General features: G+C 70.8%; 14 protein-coding genes and 2 pseudogenes. 10 read left to right on the top strand and 6 right to left on the bottom strand.

What is annotated here, in order from left to right:
- Together ACIQ7D_RS29735 and ACIQ7D_RS29730 are read right to left on the bottom strand one after the other, a co-directional pair.
- A partial coding sequence (locus ACIQ7D_RS29735) for an IS701 family transposase (RefSeq protein ID WP_403942751.1) occupies positions 1 to 873 on the bottom strand: 873 nt, incomplete at its 3' end.
- A gap of 351 nt (positions 874 to 1,224) precedes the next feature.
- The gene (locus ACIQ7D_RS29730; protein ID WP_403942749.1) at positions 1,225 to 1,641 is read right to left on the bottom strand and encodes a hypothetical protein; all 417 of its coding nucleotides are present in this window, start codon (positions 1,639 to 1,641) and stop codon (positions 1,225 to 1,227) included.
- Positions 1,642 to 1,843: 202 nt separating this feature from the next.
- Here ACIQ7D_RS29730 and ACIQ7D_RS29725 point away from each other — a divergent pair.
- The 3 genes and pseudogenes from ACIQ7D_RS29725 to ACIQ7D_RS29715 all read left to right on the top strand — a co-directional run.
- Positions 1,844 to 2,035 (top strand): annotated as a pseudogene (locus ACIQ7D_RS29725) (hypothetical protein); the annotation flags it as partial.
- Between the two features lie 2 nt (positions 2,036 to 2,037).
- Complete coding sequence (locus ACIQ7D_RS29720; protein WP_403942775.1) at positions 2,038 to 2,235, top strand: hypothetical protein; 198 nt, start codon at positions 2,038 to 2,040, stop codon at positions 2,233 to 2,235.
- Positions 2,236 to 2,285: 50 nt separating this feature from the next.
- A complete protein-coding gene (locus ACIQ7D_RS29715) occupies positions 2,286 to 4,094 on the top strand; it encodes an NHL domain-containing thioredoxin family protein (protein WP_403942746.1) in 1,809 nt (602 codons plus the stop codon).
- A gap of 87 nt (positions 4,095 to 4,181) precedes the next feature.
- Here ACIQ7D_RS29715 and ACIQ7D_RS29710 read toward each other — a convergent pair whose 3' ends face one another.
- From ACIQ7D_RS29710 to ACIQ7D_RS29700, 3 genes are all read right to left on the bottom strand, one after another.
- Positions 4,182 to 4,400: a DUF6458 family protein gene (locus tag ACIQ7D_RS29710; protein WP_384999141.1), complete on the bottom strand. Its 219-nt coding sequence runs from the start codon at positions 4,398 to 4,400 to the stop codon at positions 4,182 to 4,184.
- Positions 4,401 to 4,539: 139 nt separating this feature from the next.
- Entirely contained in the window at positions 4,540 to 5,838 is a 1,299-nt protein-coding gene (locus ACIQ7D_RS29705) for a M18 family aminopeptidase (RefSeq protein ID WP_403942743.1), read from the bottom strand.
- Between the two features lie 400 nt (positions 5,839 to 6,238).
- Complete coding sequence (locus ACIQ7D_RS29700) at positions 6,239 to 8,065, bottom strand: acyl-CoA dehydrogenase (protein WP_403942741.1); 1,827 nt, start codon at positions 8,063 to 8,065, stop codon at positions 6,239 to 6,241.
- A gap of 204 nt (positions 8,066 to 8,269) precedes the next feature.
- Between ACIQ7D_RS29700 and ACIQ7D_RS29695 the strand changes: the two genes are divergently transcribed.
- The 3 genes from ACIQ7D_RS29695 (at position 8,270) to ACIQ7D_RS29685 (ending at position 11,158) form a co-directional block, all read left to right on the top strand.
- The gene (locus ACIQ7D_RS29695; protein WP_365807350.1) at positions 8,270 to 8,746 is read left to right on the top strand and encodes an SseB family protein; all 477 of its coding nucleotides are present in this window, start codon (positions 8,270 to 8,272) and stop codon (positions 8,744 to 8,746) included.
- 207 nt (positions 8,747 to 8,953) lie between these two features.
- Positions 8,954 to 9,913, top strand: a complete 960-nt coding sequence (locus ACIQ7D_RS29690; protein WP_403942737.1) for a pirin family protein — start codon at positions 8,954 to 8,956, stop codon at positions 9,911 to 9,913.
- A gap of 138 nt (positions 9,914 to 10,051) precedes the next feature.
- A complete protein-coding gene (locus tag ACIQ7D_RS29685) occupies positions 10,052 to 11,158 on the top strand; it encodes an AI-2E family transporter (protein ID WP_403942734.1) in 1,107 nt (368 codons plus the stop codon).
- Here ACIQ7D_RS29685 and ACIQ7D_RS29680 read toward each other — a convergent pair.
- Entirely contained in the window at positions 11,086 to 13,551 is a 2,466-nt protein-coding gene (locus ACIQ7D_RS29680) for a SpoIIE family protein phosphatase (protein ID WP_403942732.1), read from the bottom strand. The two genes, ACIQ7D_RS29685 and ACIQ7D_RS29680, sit on opposite strands and share 73 nt — an antisense overlap.
- 230 nt (positions 13,552 to 13,781) lie before the next feature.
- Between ACIQ7D_RS29680 and aspS the strand changes: the two genes are divergently transcribed.
- The 4 genes and pseudogenes from aspS (at position 13,782) to ACIQ7D_RS29660 (ending at position 16,325) form a co-directional block, all read left to right on the top strand.
- Complete coding sequence (aspS, locus tag ACIQ7D_RS29675) at positions 13,782 to 15,563, top strand: aspartate--tRNA ligase (protein ID WP_403942730.1); 1,782 nt, start codon at positions 13,782 to 13,784, stop codon at positions 15,561 to 15,563.
- Between the two features lie 120 nt (positions 15,564 to 15,683).
- Positions 15,684 to 15,812, top strand: a complete 129-nt coding sequence (locus ACIQ7D_RS29670) for a hypothetical protein (RefSeq protein WP_403942728.1) — start codon at positions 15,684 to 15,686, stop codon at positions 15,810 to 15,812.
- A pseudogene (locus tag ACIQ7D_RS29665) lies at positions 15,796 to 16,224 on the top strand (SDR family NAD(P)-dependent oxidoreductase); the annotation flags it as partial. The gene ACIQ7D_RS29670 and the pseudogene ACIQ7D_RS29665, both read left to right, overlap by 17 nt.
- Before the next feature lie 23 nt (positions 16,225 to 16,247).
- Positions 16,248 to 16,325: a hypothetical protein gene (locus ACIQ7D_RS29660; RefSeq protein WP_403942771.1), complete on the top strand. Its 78-nt coding sequence runs from the start codon at positions 16,248 to 16,250 to the stop codon at positions 16,323 to 16,325.
- The last annotated feature ends 150 nt before the right edge of the window (positions 16,326 to 16,475 follow it).

Genomic DNA, 16,475 nt, shown 5'->3' with positions numbered 1-16,475 from the left:
TGACCAGCACAGGTAGAAGGCGAGTTCGCCGGTGGTGCGGTTGCGGCGGATCAGGAGGTGGCGGTGTTCGTCGGTGCCGGTGTGGATCCAGGCCCAGTCGTAGTGGCGTGGGCCCTTCGCGCCGTTGCCCGCGCTGTGCCGCTGCCAGGTGGTGGCGGGCAGGCGTTCGGCGACGGTGTCCGCGCGGACGAGGGTGTGGCCGTGGTTGATCCGCACCCGCGTCGAGCAGGCGACGGCCATCACGTAGCCGGTGCCGCGGGCTTCCAGGGCGGCACGGAGCCGCGGGTCCTGTCCGTAGGCTTCGTCGCCGGTCACCCACGGTGCCTGCACCCCGGCGTCCAGCGCGTCGGCGATCATCTCCCAGGCCAGGCGGGGTTTGGTCTGGAACTGCACTGTTTCGGGTATCCCGGCAGCGTGGCGGCGCTCGGGATCGCCGCACCAGGAGTGCTCGGGCAGGTAGAGCCTGCGGTCGATCAGTGCCCGGCCCCGGCTGGTGGCGTAGGCGAGGAAGACCCCGACCTGGGAGTTCTCGATGCGCCCGGCGGTGCCGGTGTACTGCCGTTGCACGCCCGCCGAGGCTTGGCCCTTCTTCACGAAGCCGGTCTCGTCCACGATCAGAACGCCACCATCGGCACCGAGGTGTTCGACGGCGTAGGCGCGCAGGTCGTCACGGACGGCATCGGCGTCCCAGCGGGCGTAGCGCAGCAGCCGTTGCATCGGCCCCGGCCGGGCCAGGCCGGCCTGTTCGGCCAGTTGCCAGCAGTTCTTCCGCTCCGCCTTCGACAGCAGCCCGAGGAGATAGGAGCGGGCACTCGCCCGGGGTTCAACTCGGCCGAAGCGGCTCGCGATCCGGGCCATGACCTGGTCGAACATCGCCCGCCAACGGGCAGGGTCTACGCTATGGCCCGCGGCCACCGCACGATCTTCAGGAGTCCACACAACCCCCGATGATCACGCGGTGGCCGTACCCGTTCCCAGCCGGGTCCGCGACAAGATCGCGAAGTCAGACTGGAGTACTAGGTATGAGCAGCGCCGTTCATGTACGGGTTGCTGGGTCCCGAGCCTTCGCTCGTCCCCACAGTTCCTCGCTGTGCTCCGCGAAGCGGTCGAACATCCCTCCGTTGCCCTGCCTGCGAAGATGGAGTAGCGGGGAGTCATGCCCAACGAGCCGGGCAAGGTGAGGCGTTACGAGTGCGTCATGGTCGAACCGGAACACGGAGAGGCTTACGTGGTTGATCGCGTCTTCCGGTGCGCTGAAGCGGGTTTCAAGGCCATCCAGCGGTCCAAGACGGTCAAGTGCTCCAACGTGATTTTGATGCGCGTGGAGACCGTCAGGGCCACGTCTTCGATGATCTCCCGCTGTCGGGTCACTTCGCCTTCGGGGTCGCCCAACAGGAAGCGCACGCGGCACCCTGCCTCTGTCTTCCGGCGCACTGTTTCCAGGAAGGTGGGCACTTGGGTCCACAGGAAGTAGTTCGTGTACCCGGCGAAGAATAGATCTGCACTGGAGTCGCTGATCAACTCGCTCCATACCGTTGACGGGCACGCGGAACGGTACGGATAGCTGTGAACTAGTTCGCGGTCGTGGCCGCTTTTGATGCGTTCCTTCACTGCCTGGGGCCAGATCATTTCCTCGTCCACTCCCAACGCCCGGCAGGCGTCATCGCGGTTCCGTGCATGGGGCGTCAGGTGGTGACACCGGCATTCTCCATAGCTGATCGTAGGGAAGAGTTCAAGGGGTCTCCTGCGGACGTTTGGGCCTTTCTGTGACCGTAGCGGTGTACGGCCCAACTGTCCTCCGTTCGGAGTGGATACGCCCATGAGGGCGCATCACGATCGCGGAATGACCGAACCCACGAGGTACCAGACCGCCCCGGTTGAGTTGCCCTTGCGTACCGAGGTGGAGCCGAACCCGGTTGAGGGGTGTCCGGGCTGCACCGAACTCGCGAACGTGCGGGACCGTGCGCGTACCGGAGGAGACATGACCACCGTGTCCGACTGCAACGTCTACATGAAGCGTCACCCGGAGGGGCACGGATGGTCGCGCGCGAGGATATCGGCGCTCGGGTGGAGGATGCGGCGGGGCGCGTCGGCATCCTGCGCGACGTGATCCCGGACTATGAGGACCCTGCCGAGTCCCCGGGGCTGCGCCGTAAGCGTTCTGCGGCGTTCCTGTGGCCGGTGGGAGGGGGCGCGGAGTGGCTGGTGTCTCCGGAAGACGTGAGGCGGGCGTAGCGGAGCGGGGGCGTCGTGGCCATCGTGGCGGTAGTGGCACCCTTGACGTCATGAGTAAGCGTGCCCGCGTCCGCGCCCCCGAGCTGCAAGGACGTTCCTGGATCAATACCGGCGGTAAGGAACTGTCCCTCGCGGACTTCCGAGGACGCACATTGGTGCTAGATTTCTGGACGTTCTGCTGCATCAACTGCCTGCACGTCCTGGACGAGCTGCGGGAGCTGGAGGAGAAGCACCGGGACACCGTGGTGATCATCGGCGTCCACTCGCCGAAGTTCGTGCACGAGGCCGAGCACCAGGCCGTGGTCGACGCCGTCGAGCGGTACGAGGTGCACCACCCGGTGCTGGACGATCCCGAGCTGGCCACCTGGAAGCAGTACGCCGTACGGGCCTGGCCCACGCTCGTCGTGATCGACCCCGAGGGGTATGTCGTCGCGCAGCACGCCGGTGAGGGACACGCGCACGCGCTGGCGAAGCTCGTGGAGGAGCTGGAGGCCGAACACGCGGCCAAGGGGACGCTGCGGCGCGGGGACGGGCCGTACGTTCCGCCGGAGCCCGTCGCGAGCGATCTGCGCTTCCCGGGCAAGGCGCTGGAGCTGCCCGGCGGCCATCTCCTCGTCTCGGACTCGACCCGGCACCAGCTCGTGGAGCTGGAGGCGGACGCGGAGACCGTCGTCCGGCGGATCGGGAGCGGGCAGCGCGGCTTCGGGCCCGACGCGTTCAGCGAGCCGCAGGGGCTGGCGCTGCTGCCCGACGGGCGGGTGATCGTCGCGGACACCGTGAACCACGCGCTGCGTACGTACGACCCGGTCAGCGGCGCGATCGAGACCGTCGCCGGGACCGGCAGCCAGTGGTGGCAGGGCGCGCCGACCTCGGGCCCCGCACTGGAGGTGGCCCTCTCCTCGCCGTGGGATGTCGCCTGGTGGGCGGACCGGGTGTGGATCGCGATGGCCGGGGTGCACCAGCTCTGGACGTACGACCCGGCCACCGGGACCGTCGAGGCCGCCGCCGGCACGACCAACGAGGGGCTGGTGGACGGGGCCGCCGCCGAGGCGTGGTTCGCGCAGCCGTCCGGGCTCGCGGCGGCCGGGGACCGGCTGTGGATCGCGGACTCCGAGACCAGCGCGCTGCGGTACGTCGAGCGCGGGCCGGACGCCGACAGCGACGGGTTCGTGATCCGGACGGCAGTCGGCACCGGGCTCTTCGACTTCGGGCACCGTGACGGCCCGGCCGCGCAGGCCCTGCTCCAGCACCCGCTGGGGGTCACCGCGCTGCCCGACGGCTCCGTCGCGGTCTGCGACACGTACAACCACGCGCTGCGCCGCTACGACCCGGCGACCGGCGAGGTGACGACGCTCGCCACCGATCTGCGCGAGCCGAGCGACGCGGTCCTGGTGGGGGAGGACATCGTCGTCGTCGAGTCGGCGCGCCACCGGCTGACGCGGCTGCGGCTGCCCGAGGAGGCGGTGCGCGTCGAGTCCGTCGCCCACCGCACGCGACGGGCGGCCACCGAGGTCGCGCCGGGCGCGCTGCGGCTGGACATCGTCTTCACGGCGCCGACCGGGCAGAAGCTCGACACGCGGTACGGCCCGTCCACCCGGCTGCTGGTCTCGGCGACCCCGCCCGAACTGCTGCTGGAGGGCGGCGGCGCCGGTACGGATCTCGGCCGCGACCTGGTGCTGGCCCCGGATGTCACCGAGGGGGTGCTGCACGTGTCGGCGATGGCCGCCTCGTGCGACGACGATCCGCTCAACGAGTACCCGGCCTGCCATGTCCACCAGCAGGACTGGGGTGTTCCGGTCGTGGTGGGTGACGCGGGGACGTCGCGGCTCGGGCTCGTGCTGGCCGGGCTCGACGCGTAGCGACGGCGGAGCCGTCACGCCGGAGGCCGGCGGCGCGGTAAAGGCCGCGCACGTCACGCCGGTGACCGTCACTCCGCAGACGGCGTGTCAGAAGCGCTCGTCCCGGTCCACCACCGTCGGTGCGACCGGGGTGACGACCGCCCTGCGGCGGCGCGCGATGCTGGTCATGACGGCCGTGCCGATGATGCCGACGGCCATCATGATGACGCCGACCAGGTCGAGGTTGACGCTGTCGAGTTCCCAGTCGGTCGCGAACGTCAGGATCGCGCCGACCGCGATGAGGGTGATGCATCCGCCTATGCCCATGGGGCCCGCCTCTTCACAGGAGTCGTGTCGTGCCGGGTGTCGCTCCTGCTTCGGGTACCCCTGACCGGAACAGCCATGCGGGCGGCTGCTGTTCGGCATGCCGGCCCGTATGGCCGCCCCGGTGCGTACGGCCGCCGGCTCAGCCCGCCAGGAAGGCCACCAGCGCGTTCGCCAGCAGATACGGGTCGTCGGCGCCGCACAGTTCGCGCGCGCTGTGCATCGACAGGATGGCCACGCCGATGTCGACGGTCTGGATACCGTGCCGGGCGGCGGTGATCGGGCCGATCGTCGTACCGCACGGCATCGCGTTGTTGGAGACGAACGTCTGCCACGGCACGCCCGCCCTCTCGCAGGCCTCGGCGAACACGGCCCGGCCGCTGCCGTCCGTCGCGTACCGCATGTTCACGTTGACCTTGAGGATCGGGCCGCCGTTGGCGCGCGGGTGGTGCGTCGGGTCGTGGCGCTCGCCGTAGTTGGGGTGGACGGCGTGCCCGGTGTCCGACGACAGGCAGACCGTGCCGGCGAAGGCCCGCGCGCGGTCCTCGTACGTGCCGCCGCGGGCGAGCACCGAGCGTTCCAGCACCGTGCCGAGCAGCGGGCCCTCGGCGCCGGTGTCGGACTGTGAGCCGTTCTCCTCGTGGTCGAAGGCGGCGAGCACCGGGATGTACGGCAGCGGCGTGCCGGAGTCCGTCGCGACGGCGGCGAGCGCCGCCGTACCCGCGTGCACCGACAGCAGGTTGTCCATCCGCGGACCGGCCACCAGCTCGCGGTCCCGGCCGAGGTAGGCGGGCGCCTCGATGGCGTGCGGCATCAGGTCCCAGCCGGTGATCTCCTCGGCCTCGACGCCCAGTTCCTGGGCGACGAAGCGGATCAGATCGCCCTCCTCGGGCTCGCCGAGGCCCCAGATCGGCTGCATATGCCGCTGCCGGTCCAGCTTCAGGCCGTCCGTGTTGACCGAGCGGTCGAGGTGGACGGCGAGCTGCGGGACGCGCAGCAGCGCGCGGTCGACGTTGACCAGCCGGTGCGAACCGTCGCGCAGGGTGACCCGGCCCGCCAGCCCCAGATCGCGGTCGAGCCAGGTGTTGAGCAGCGTCCCGCCGTACACCTCGACGGCGATCTGGCGCCAGCCGTACGAGCCGGTGTCGGGCAGTGGCTTCACCCGCAGGTTCGGCGAGTCCGTGTGCGCGCCGACGATCCGGAACGGGGTGTGCGGCTCGGCGTCCTCCGGCACGAACCAGGCGATGAGCGCGCCGCCGCGTACGACGTACCGGCCGCCTTTCGACCCGTCCCAGGCGTCCGTCTCCCGCACCTGCCGGAAGCCGGCCTTCTCCAGGCGCTCGGCGGCGTTCGCCACGGCGTGGTACGGCGACGGGCTGGCCGCGAGGTAGGACATGAGGTCGTCGGTGTGGCCGCGGTCGAAGCGGGGGGAGGTGCTCATGGGCTCAACCCTAACGACGGGGTCCGGGAACGGCCCTGCCAGTGGTCGTGAACGCCGTGCGCGGGCCGTCTCCCGCACGGCGTGCGGCAGGGCACCTCCCGCGTCCGGTGCGCGGAGAGGTGCCCTGCGGTGGGGCGCGCGGTGGGGTCTGGTGCCCCTGCCGGTACTGGACGAGTCATTCCGAAGTAGCGTCGTCCGCCCCTTGGGGCGGGCGGGGAGGTGTCAGGTGCACTGCACTCGCTGCGCTCGCTCCGTCTCGGCGCATTGAACGGTCCTTCGGATGCCGAGCGCAGCCGCAAGGCGGAGGAGGGAAGCGACGCGGAGCGTCGTTGAGTGACGACAACGCCGCGGATGTGCGTGCATGGCACCTCCCCGCAGACGGGACTTCGGAATGACTCGTCTAGAACGCCGCCTCGTCCAGCTCCATCAGCGTGCTGTCGACGGACTCGGCGAGCGCCCGCTCCGTCGCGACGCCCGGCAGCACGTTCGCGGCGAAGAACTTCGCCGCCGCGATCTTGCCCTGGTAGAACGCCACGTCCTTGGAGGAGGCCGTCTCCAGCTTCTCCGCGGCCACGGCGGCGCCGCGCAGCAGCAGGTAGCCGACGACCACGTCGCCCGAAGCCATCAGCAGGCGGGTGGTGTTGAGGCCGACCTTGTAGATGTTCTTGACGTCCTCGCCGGTGGCCGTGAGGTCGGCCAGCATCACGGCGACGATCGCCTCCAGGTCGGTCGCGGCCCGGGCGAGCGCCTCGCGGGCCGGGGCCAGCTCCGTACCGCCCGTGCCGACCGCGAGGAACGTCTTGATCTCCTCGGAGAGGGTGTTCAGCGCCTGGCCCTGGTCGCGGACGATCTTCCGGAAGAAGTAGTCCTGGCCCTGGATCGCCGTCGTCCCCTCGTAGAGGGTGTCGATCTTGGCGTCCCGGATGTACTGCTCGACCGGGTACTCCTGGAGGTATCCGGAGCCGCCGAAGATCTGGAGGGACTGCGCGAGCTGTTCGTACGACCGCTCGGAGCCGTACCCCTTGACGATCGGCAGCAGCAGGTCGTTGAGGCCGTGCAGCGCCTTCGTGGGCTCGCCCTCGGCTTCCTTGAACGCGATCTCGTCCTGCACCGAAGCCGTGTACATCACGAGGGCGCGCATGCCCTCCGCGTACGCCTTCTGTGTCATCAGGGAGCGGCGTACGTCGGGGTGGTGGGTGATGGTGACCTTGGGGGCGCGCTTGTCCATGAACTGCGCCAGGTCGGGGCCCTGGACGCGCTCCTTGGCGTACTCCAGCGCGTTCAGGTAACCGGTGGAGAGGGTGGCGATCGCCTTCGTGCCGACCATCATCCGCGCGAACTCGATGATGCGGAACATCTGGCGGATGCCCTCGTGCTTGTCGCCGATCAGCCAGCCCTTGGCGGGGTGGCGGTCGCCGAAGGTCAGCTCGCAGGTGTTGGACGCCTTGAGCCCCATCTTGTGTTCGACGTTCGTCGCGTAGACGCCGTTGCGCTCGCCCAGCTCGCCGGTCTCCCAGTCGAACTCGTACTTCGGTACGAGGAAGAGCGACAGGCCCTTGGTGCCCGGTCCCGCGCCCTCGGGGCGGGCGAGGACGTAGTGGAGGATGTTCTCCGACATGTCGTGCTCACCGGAGGTGATGAAGCGCTTCACGCCCTCGATGTGCCAGGTGCCGTCCTCCTGCTCGACGGCCTTCGTGCGGCCCGCGCCGACGTCCGAGCCCGCGTCAGGCTCGGTGAGGACCATCGTGGAGCCCCACTGGCGCTCGACGGCGATCGCGGCGGCCTTCTTCTGCGCCTCGTTGCCCTCGTCGTGCAGGACGCCGGCGAAGGCCGGGCCCGAGGCGTACATCCACACGGCGGGGTTGGCGCCGAGCAGCAGCTCCGCGTAGGCCCAGATCAGGGAGCGCGGGGAGGTGGTGCCGCCGATCTCCTCCGGCAGGCCGAGACGCCAGTACTCGGAGTCCATGTAGGCCTGGTAGCTCTTCTTGAAGGCGGCCGGGACCGGTGCCGTGTTCGTCTCCGGGTCGAACACCGGCGGGGTGCGGTCGGCCTCGGCGAACGACGTGGCGAGCTCGTTCTCCGCGAGGCGGGTGACCTCTTCGAGGATGCTCCTGGCGGTCTCGGCGTCCATCTCGGCGAACGGGCCCGTTCCGTACAGCTTGTCGCGCCCGAGGACCTCGAAGAGGTTGAACTCGATGTCGCGGAGATTCGACTTGTAGTGCCCCATGGCGACGACTCCGTAAGGATCGGGAAGGCGGGATTGCGGAAAGCGGATCAGCGGATCCCGCATGCGTGTGCCAGTACCAGTTGGTAGCTACCGATGATGCTACCCATCGGTAATAAGATGCAACCCCGCACCGGGGCCCATCGGCGAGGTGTGACGTGGTAGACGGGGCTCCCGGCGGCGCCATTCCTCAGTACTCTTGCGTCCATGTACGGCTACGACCAGAACATGGGCGCTCAGCAGCAGTACGCGCACCCGCAGCAGCAGCCGATGGGTGGTGCCGGAGCGGGCGGGTACGGCGAGCAGCCGCTGTATCCGGAACCGTCGCCTCCGTCGCTCGGTGACGCCGTGCGGGCGTTCACGACGGGGTCCCTCCAGGCAGAGGACTTCCAGCAGATCTTCGCGACGTCGAAGGTCTACTGCCCGCGGGGCGACAACCCCGGGTTCCTGGCGCTGCACAACACGCAGCAGCCGGTGATCCCCATGTTCAGCACGCTCAAGGAGCTGCGGCGGTACGCGGGCAAGGAGTCGAAGTACTTCGTGATCACCGGCGCCGAGGTGATCGACCTGCTGCCGACGGGGTACGGCTTCGTGCTCGACATGGAGGGTGAGCACCGGATGGTCTTCGACGCGAAGGCGGTCGAGCAGATGGTGGACTTCGCGATGCGGCGCATGTACGGCTGAGCGCGCCCGTCCCCCCGATCCTGACGAGGACCCGTACCGAACCGGTACGGGTCCTTCTTCGTGGCGTCCTCCGGTGCTTCCGGGTGTCCGGAAAGCATCTGCTTCCGGTGGTTCCGGGGTGTCCGGAAAGCGTCCGGGAATGCGGTACGCCTTGCAGGATGTTCACCGTTCAACTAAATTGGGGCTCAAGAGCCTGAGGAGGCCGTCATGCCCGCAGTGACCGTCGAAAACCCGCTGACCCTGCCCCGTGTGGCAGCTCCGGCCGATGCCGTGGCCCGTCCGGTGCTCGCCGTCACGACCGCGCCCGGCGGCTTCGAGGGCGAGGGATTCCCGGTGCGCCGCGCGTTCGCCGGGATCGACTACAAGCACCTCGACCCGTTCATCATGATGGATCAGATGGGTGAGGTGGAGTACGCGCCGGGAGAGCCGAAAGGGACCCCGTGGCACCCGCACCGCGGCTTCGAGACGGTCACGTACCTGATCGACGGCACGTTCATACACCAGGACAGCAACGGCGGCGGCGGGACCATTCGCAACGGCGACACCCAGTGGATGACGGCGGGCTCCGGCCTGCTGCACATCGAGGCGCCGCCGGAGTCGCTGGTCACCTCCGGCGGACTCTTCCACGGGCTCCAGCTCTGGGTGAACCTGCCGGCCTCCGACAAGATGATGGACCCGCGCTACCAGGACATCCGCGGCGGCCAGGTCCAGCTTCTGACCTCGTCCGACGGCGGCGCGCTGCTGCGGGTCATCGCGGGCGCCCTGGACGGCCACGAGGGCCCCGGCATCACCCACACCCCGATCACGATGATCCACGCCACGCTGCGGCCGGGCGCCGAGGTGACCCTGCCGTGGCGCGAGGACTTCAACGGCCTCGCGTACGTCCTGGCGGGGCGCGGCGCGGTCGGTACGGAGCGCCGTCCGGTCCGCACCGGACAGACCGCGGTCTTCGGCGCGGGCGGCTCGCTCACCGTACGGGCCGACGCGACGCAGGACGCGCACACGCCGGACCTGGAGGTCGTGCTCCTCGGCGGACAGCCGATCCGGGAGCCGATGGCGCACTACGGCCCGTTCGTGATGAACAGTCACGCCGAGCTGAAGCAGGCCTTCGAGGACTTCCAGGCGGGCCGCCTGGGCACCGTTCCCGCGGAACACGGCGCCCGCTGAGGATCCGCTCCTCCGGGAGCCGAGGATCCGCTCCTCAGGCGTCCGCCGGCCCGAGGTGCGGGGGCGGGGAGTGACGGTGCGTCACCCGGGCGGCGGGCAGCGCAGGACAAGGCAGGCCGGGCGTGGTCGGCTGGGGGCGTGCAGACGCCGCCGACCTCCCCCCTCCCCGAGAGCGCCCGGCGCCTCGCCGCGTGGTGCGGGGTCGCGCTGCTGGTCTCCGGGGTCGGGGCTGTCGCGATCTGGCTGTGCGTCACCTTCAAGACGGCCGTCACCCCCGTCCTGCTCGCCCTCCTCGGCACGGCGCTGCTCGGCCCCCTCTACCGCCGGCTGATCGCGCTGCGGCTCAACGCGTCGCTCGCCTCCGCACTGACCTGCGTCGCCATCGTGGGCGTGGTCGGCGGCGCCGCGTACATCGTCGTCAGCGCGCTCGTCGACACCGGGGACCAGATCGTCGCCTCGCTGCGCCAGGCCGGCCGGGAGGTGAGCAAGCACTTCGGCGGGGCCGCCGGGACCTCGCTGGAGGATCTGGCGAAGAACGCCAAGGACCTCGTCGGGAAGTTCGGCGCCACCGCCGCCTCCGGGGTGCTCACCGGCATCAGCGTGGTCGGGGAGCTGATCGCCACCGCCGTCCTCGCCCTGCTGCTCGTCTTCTTCTTCCTGCGGGACTCGTCCCGGGCGGCCCGCGCGCTCCGGGCGTTCGCCCCGGGGCAGGCCGGGCGGGCCGTCGAGGCGATGGCGCGCCGCGCGTTCGGGGCCGTCGAGGGCTTCATGCGCGGGACGACCCTGATCGCGCTCATCGACGCGATCTGCATCACCGTCGGCCTGCTGATCCTGCGGGTGCCCGGCGCGGTCGGGCTGGGGGCGCTGGTCTTCGTCGGCGCGTACATCCCGTACCTCGGCGCCCTGATCTCCGGCGCGGTGGCCGTGCTGGTCGCCCTGGTCGACCGGGGGTGGGTGATCGGGCTCTGGGCGCTCGGGGTGGTGCTCGCCACCCAGGTGCTGGAGGGGCATCTGCTCCAGCCGATGATCCAGAGCCGTACGGTGCAGATGCATCCCGCCGTGGTGATGCTGGCGATCACGGCGGGGGCGAGCGTCGCCGGGATTCTGGGGATGCTGCTCGCCGTACCGGTGACGGCCGCCGCGTTCGGGGTGCTCTCCGAGGTGCGGAAACGTTACGCCGCGGACTCCTCCGCCGGGTCGGACGGTCCGGCCGGTACCGGCGCGCCGCCTCCGCCGTCCTCGTAGAGCTCGAACCAGGTGCACTTCCCCTCGCCCCGCGGATCCACCCCCCACGCGTCCGCCAACAGCTCCAGCAGCACCAGCCCCCGCCCGCTGGACGCCAGCTCACCGGGGCGGCGCCGGTGTGGCAGGTCGTCGCTGGTGTCCGCGACCTCGATCCGCAGCCTGCGCGCTCCGTGCTCGCCCCGCGCCTCCGCGATCAGCAGCGCGTCACCGTCCGTGTGGACGAGCACGTTGGTCAGTATCTCGGAGACCATCAGCTCCGCCGAGTCGACCTGTTCGGGGTCCGCCCAGTCGCGCAGCAGATCGCGGAGCTGGCGCCGGGCGCCCGCGATCCGCTCCGGTTCGGCCTGCGCGATGGTCAGCGCGGTCCTGCGGGCGGGCGTCCTGGCGGTACGGGAGGCCGCGCCGTCCCGGTCCCGGGCGAGCAGCAGGAGCGCGATGTCGTCCTCGCGGCGGTCGGCGAGCGGCCCGGTCGTGTAGTAGGAGGTGGGGCCGTGCACCGCCTGGACCAGGGCGTCGGCGAGCCGTTCCAGCTCCGCGGCGCCGTCCGGCTCCGCGGGGGGCACGGAGTTCAGGGCGTCGACGGCGTTCGCGGCGTTCCCGGACTCCACGGCGTTCTTGCCGTTCCCGGAGTCCACGGCGTTCCTGCCGTTCCCCGTGTCCGGTTCCGTACGGCCGTCCCCGGGCGCGCCGTCGTTCCCCCGTACGCCGTCCCTCAGCGGCGCCTCCAGTACGGGGCGCAGCCGCTCCCAGCCCGTCGCGAGATCGTGGCCGCCCGTCTCGATCAGACCGTCCGTGCAGAGCATCAGCAGCTCGCCGGGGCCGAGCTGGAGCCGGGTCGTCGGGTAGTCGGAGTCCGCCTCGACCCCGAGGGGCAGCCCGCCCGCGGTCTGCCGGATGACCGCCGTGCCGTCGGCCGTGCGGATCACCGGGTCCGGATGGCCGGCGCGGGCGATGTCCAGGGTGCCCGTCTCCGGGTCGACCTCCAGATAGAGGCAGGTCGCGAAGCGTGGCCCGGCCAGGGCGTCGGGACCGCTGCCGGAGCCCGCGATCCCCGGCGGCAGCCCGGCCGGGGCACCGGGCTCGCCGGCCGGGCTGCCGCCGGGGCCGCCGTCCTGCCCCGGGTGGTGGTGGAGCCCCGCGAGGAATCGGGACGCCCGCGAGAGCACCGCGTCCGGGCTGTGCCCCTCGGCGGCGTACGCCCGCAGCGCGATCCTGAGCTGTCCCATCAGCCCCGCGGCATGCACGTCGTGCCCCTGCACATCCCCGATGACCAGCGCGAACCGTCCGCCCGCCCGGTCGCCGCGCCGGCCGTCCGGCAGTGGGATCATGTCGTACCAGTCGCCGCCCACCTGGAGGCCGCCCCCGGTCGGCACATACCGCGCCGCCACCGCCATGCCGGGGATCTCGGGCCCCAGCCGGGGCATCATCGAGCGCTGGAGGCCGATCGACAGCTCCCGCTCGGACTCGGCGACCCCCGCGCGGGCCAGGGCCTGGGCGAGCATCCGCGCGACCGTGGTCAGTACGGACCGCTCGTCGGGCGAGAAGGCGACACGGTGTTTGAAGGCCGCCATCCAGGTGCCGAGCGTGCGGCCCGCCACGACCAGCGGGACGAACGCCCATGAGCCGCGGTCGAAGCGCTGGACGTACTGCCAGGTGGCCGGGTACCGGTTCTCGTACGCCTCCGGCGAGGGCAGATAGACGGCGCGGCCGGTCCTGACGACCTCGGCGGCCGGATAGTCCGTGTCGAGCGACATCTCCTCGAAGGGGGCCACGTCCCCCGCGTCGTGCCCGTGGTGCCCGATGATCCGCAGCCGCTGTCCCGACGGGCCGCCCGTGAGGCCCCCCGAGACGCCGAAGACCGCCAGCCCGTCCGGCGAGAAGCCGGGCATGGAGAGGGACGCGGCGACCCGCAGGACCTCGGTGGTGGAGCGCGCCTCGGCCAGCGCGCGCCCCGCGTCCAGCAGGAACGCCTCACGGGAGCGGCGCCAGTCGCCGGTGATGGAGCTGCCCTCGACGGCGGTGCCGGGGCGCGGCTCGCTGACCTCCTGGACCGTGCCGAACAGTTCGATTTCCTCGTCGCCGTCCGGCCCGTGGGTGACGACGGGCTTGGCCCGGCTCCGTACCGTACGGACGACCCGGCTGTCGCCGTCCATGACGCGCAGCCGGACCTCGGCGAGGGTGGACTCGGCGACGGCGAGGCGTACGACGCCCTCGATCTCGTTCCAGTCGACGGGGTGGAGCCGGGCGCGTACGGCGGCCTTCGTGGTCTCCAGGGGTTCGGCGGGCCAGCCGAAGAGCCGGGCGGCCTCGGCGTCGAGGGTGACCGCCCCGGACAGCAGGTCCCAGCGCCACAGGCCGGTACCGATCGCCGACAGGACATCCTCGGTTCGCATTGTCCCACTTTATGAATATGTGTGGAGCGAACGCCACTGAGGGCGGTGTCGGACCCGGGCGGTAGCCTGTTATGGCCAAACGGGTTTTCCCGAACCGGTTGGGCAACTGGTGGCGCCCGGCGCATCATGCTTCCTCACGCATGCGCCGTACGTGTCACATGTGTCGCGTACGCCCGGGTGTCCCGCCCGCTTCCTGACCACTCCGACTGCCAAGACTGGATGAAACGACGATGCACCGGTACAGGTCCCACACCTGCGGCCAGCTCCGCGCCTCTGACGTCGGCGCCGACGTCCGGCTGAGCGGCTGGCTGCACAATCGCCGAGACCTGGGCGGCATCCTCTTCATCGATCTCCGCGACCACTACGGTCTGGTGCAGCTCGTCGCCCGCCCCGGCACGCCCGCCAACGAGGAGCTGTCCAAGCTCACCAAGGAGACCGTCGTCCGTATCGACGGCAAGGTCTCCGCGCGCGGTGCGGAGAACGTGAACCCGGAGCTGCCGACCGGCGAGATCGAGATCGAGGTCTCCGAGGTCGAGATCCTCGGCGCGGCCGGACCGCTGCCGTTCACGGTCAACGCGGAGGACGGCGTCAACGAGGAGCGGCGTCTGGAGTACCGCTTCCTCGACCTGCGCCGTGAGCGCATGCACCGCAACATCCTGCTGCGTACGGCCGTGGTCTCCGCGATCCGGCACAAGATGACCGCCCTCGGTTTCAACGAGATGGCGACCCCGATCCTCACCGCGACCTCCCCCGAGGGCGCGCGCGACTTCGTCGTCCCCTCGCGGCTGAACCCCGGCAAGTTCTACGCGCTGCCCCAGGCGCCGCAGCAGTTCAAGCAGCTCCTGATGATCTCGGGCTTCGACCGCTACTTCCAGATCGCGCCCTGCTTCCGCGACGAGGACGCGCGCGCGGACCGCTCGCCGGGCGAGTTCTACCAGCTCGACGTCGAGATGAGCTTCGTCGAGCAGGAGGACGTCTTCCGGCCGATCGAGAAGCTGATGACGGAGCTGTTCGAGGAGTTCGGCGGCGGTCGGCACGTCACGTCGCCGTTCCCGCGGATCCCGTTCCGTGAGTCGATGCTGAAGTACGGCAACGACAAGCCCGACCTGCGCGCCCGGCTCGAACTGGTCGACATCTCGGACATCTTCGTGGGCTCCGAGTTCAAGGCGTTCGCGGGCAAGCACGTCCGGGCCCTCCCGGTGCCGGACACGGCCGGACAGTCCCGGAAGTTCTTCGACGGCCTCGGCGCGTACGCGGTCGAGCACGGCGCCAAGGGCCTGGCCTGGGTCCGGGTCGGCGAGGACGGGACGCTGGCGGGACCGATCGCCAAGTTCCTGACGGAGACGGACGTCAAGGTCCTCACGGAGCGGCTGGCGCTGGTCCCGGGGCACGCGGTCTTCTTCGGCGCGGGCGGCTTCGACGAGGTCTCCAAGATCATGAGCGCGGTGCGGGTCGAGGCGGCCAAGCGCGCCGGCCACTTCGACGAGGGCGTCTTCCGGTTCTGCTGGATCGTCGACTTCCCGATGTACGAGAAGGACGAGGAGACGGGCAAGATCGACTTCTCGCACAACCCGTTCTCGATGCCCCAGGGCGGCCTGGAGGACCTGGAGACGAAGGACCCGCTGGACATCCTGGCGTGGCAGTACGACATCGTCTGCAACGGCATCGAGCTGTCGTCCGGCGCGATCCGTAACCACGAACCGGAGCTGATGATCAAGGCGTTCGAGATCGCGGGCTACGACCGGGAGACGGTGGAGCACGAGTTCGCGGGCATGCTCAAGGCGTTCCGCCTCGGCGCCCCGCCGCACGGCGGCATCGCCCCGGGCGTGGACCGGATCGTCATGCTGCTGGCGGACGAGCCGAACATCCGCGAGACGATCGCCTTCCCGCTCAACGGCAACGCGCAGGACCTGATGATGGGCGCGCCGACGGAGCTGGACGAGACGCGGCTGCGCGAGCTGAACATCGCGCTGCGCAAGCCGGTCGCGAAGTCGGCGAAGCCGGCGGAGTAACGCCTCTCGGGGCCGCCCCCGCCCGGTGGTTCCCCGTCCCTGTCCCGCCCTTCGCTATGGCCGAGGGGCGGGACAGGGGTCGGGTAGGTCAGGTAGCCCGCGTCACCGCACTGGTAGTACGTGGCCTCGTCGACCGGGGGCGAGCGCGAGCGGCTCACCACGCATATCGCCGACCTCGTCCGTACCAGGGACACCCTGGACGAACTGACGGCCACGGCCCGCGCCTACCGGGATGACTGCGGTGCTTGACGGCGAAGTGGCCTTCGTGACCGGCGGCAGCCGGGGGATCGGCGAGGCGGTGGCGCTCCGGCTGGCCGAGGACGGTGCCGATGTCGCGCTGACCTATCAGCACAGCGAGGTGCGTGCGGCGGAGGTGGTCGACCGGATCAAGGCGCTGGGCCGCCGGGGCTGGGCGGTGCGGGCCGACAGCGCGGATCCGGTGGCGGTGCGGGCGGCCGTGGACCGGGCCGCCGGGGAGTTCGGGCGGCTCGACATCGTGGTCAACAACGCCGGGATCGGGGTGCTCGGCCCGGTCGAGGACCTGGCGCCGGAGGATGTCGACCGGGTGCTGCACATCAATGTGCGGGCGCCGTTCGTGGTCTGCCAGGCGGCGCTGCGGCACATGGGCGCGGGCGGGCGGATCATCAACATCGGCAGTTGTAGCCCTCGGACGTCGCCGCGACCGTGGCCCATCTCGCGGGGGACGCCGGCCGGTATGTCACCGGGGCGGCCCTCGCCGTGGACGGCGGGTTCGCGGCCTGAGGCGGGCGCGCCCCTCGGGCCGGGCGGCCGGCCCGTGGGGCGGAATCGGTGCGTCGGAAATATGATGAATGAGGTGCTTCGCGCGGGCCGGGTTTCAGGCTGCCCGCGCGGGTCACCGTAGGTACACCGCCGCGTGGAAACCCCGGGGCG

This window comes from Streptomyces sp. NPDC096310, assembly GCF_044763125.1.
GTDB lineage: Bacteria > Actinomycetota > Actinomycetes > Streptomycetales > Streptomycetaceae > Streptomyces.
The sequence above is the reverse complement of the archived record's forward strand: the minus strand, read 5'-3'. Positions and strand labels throughout refer to the sequence as shown.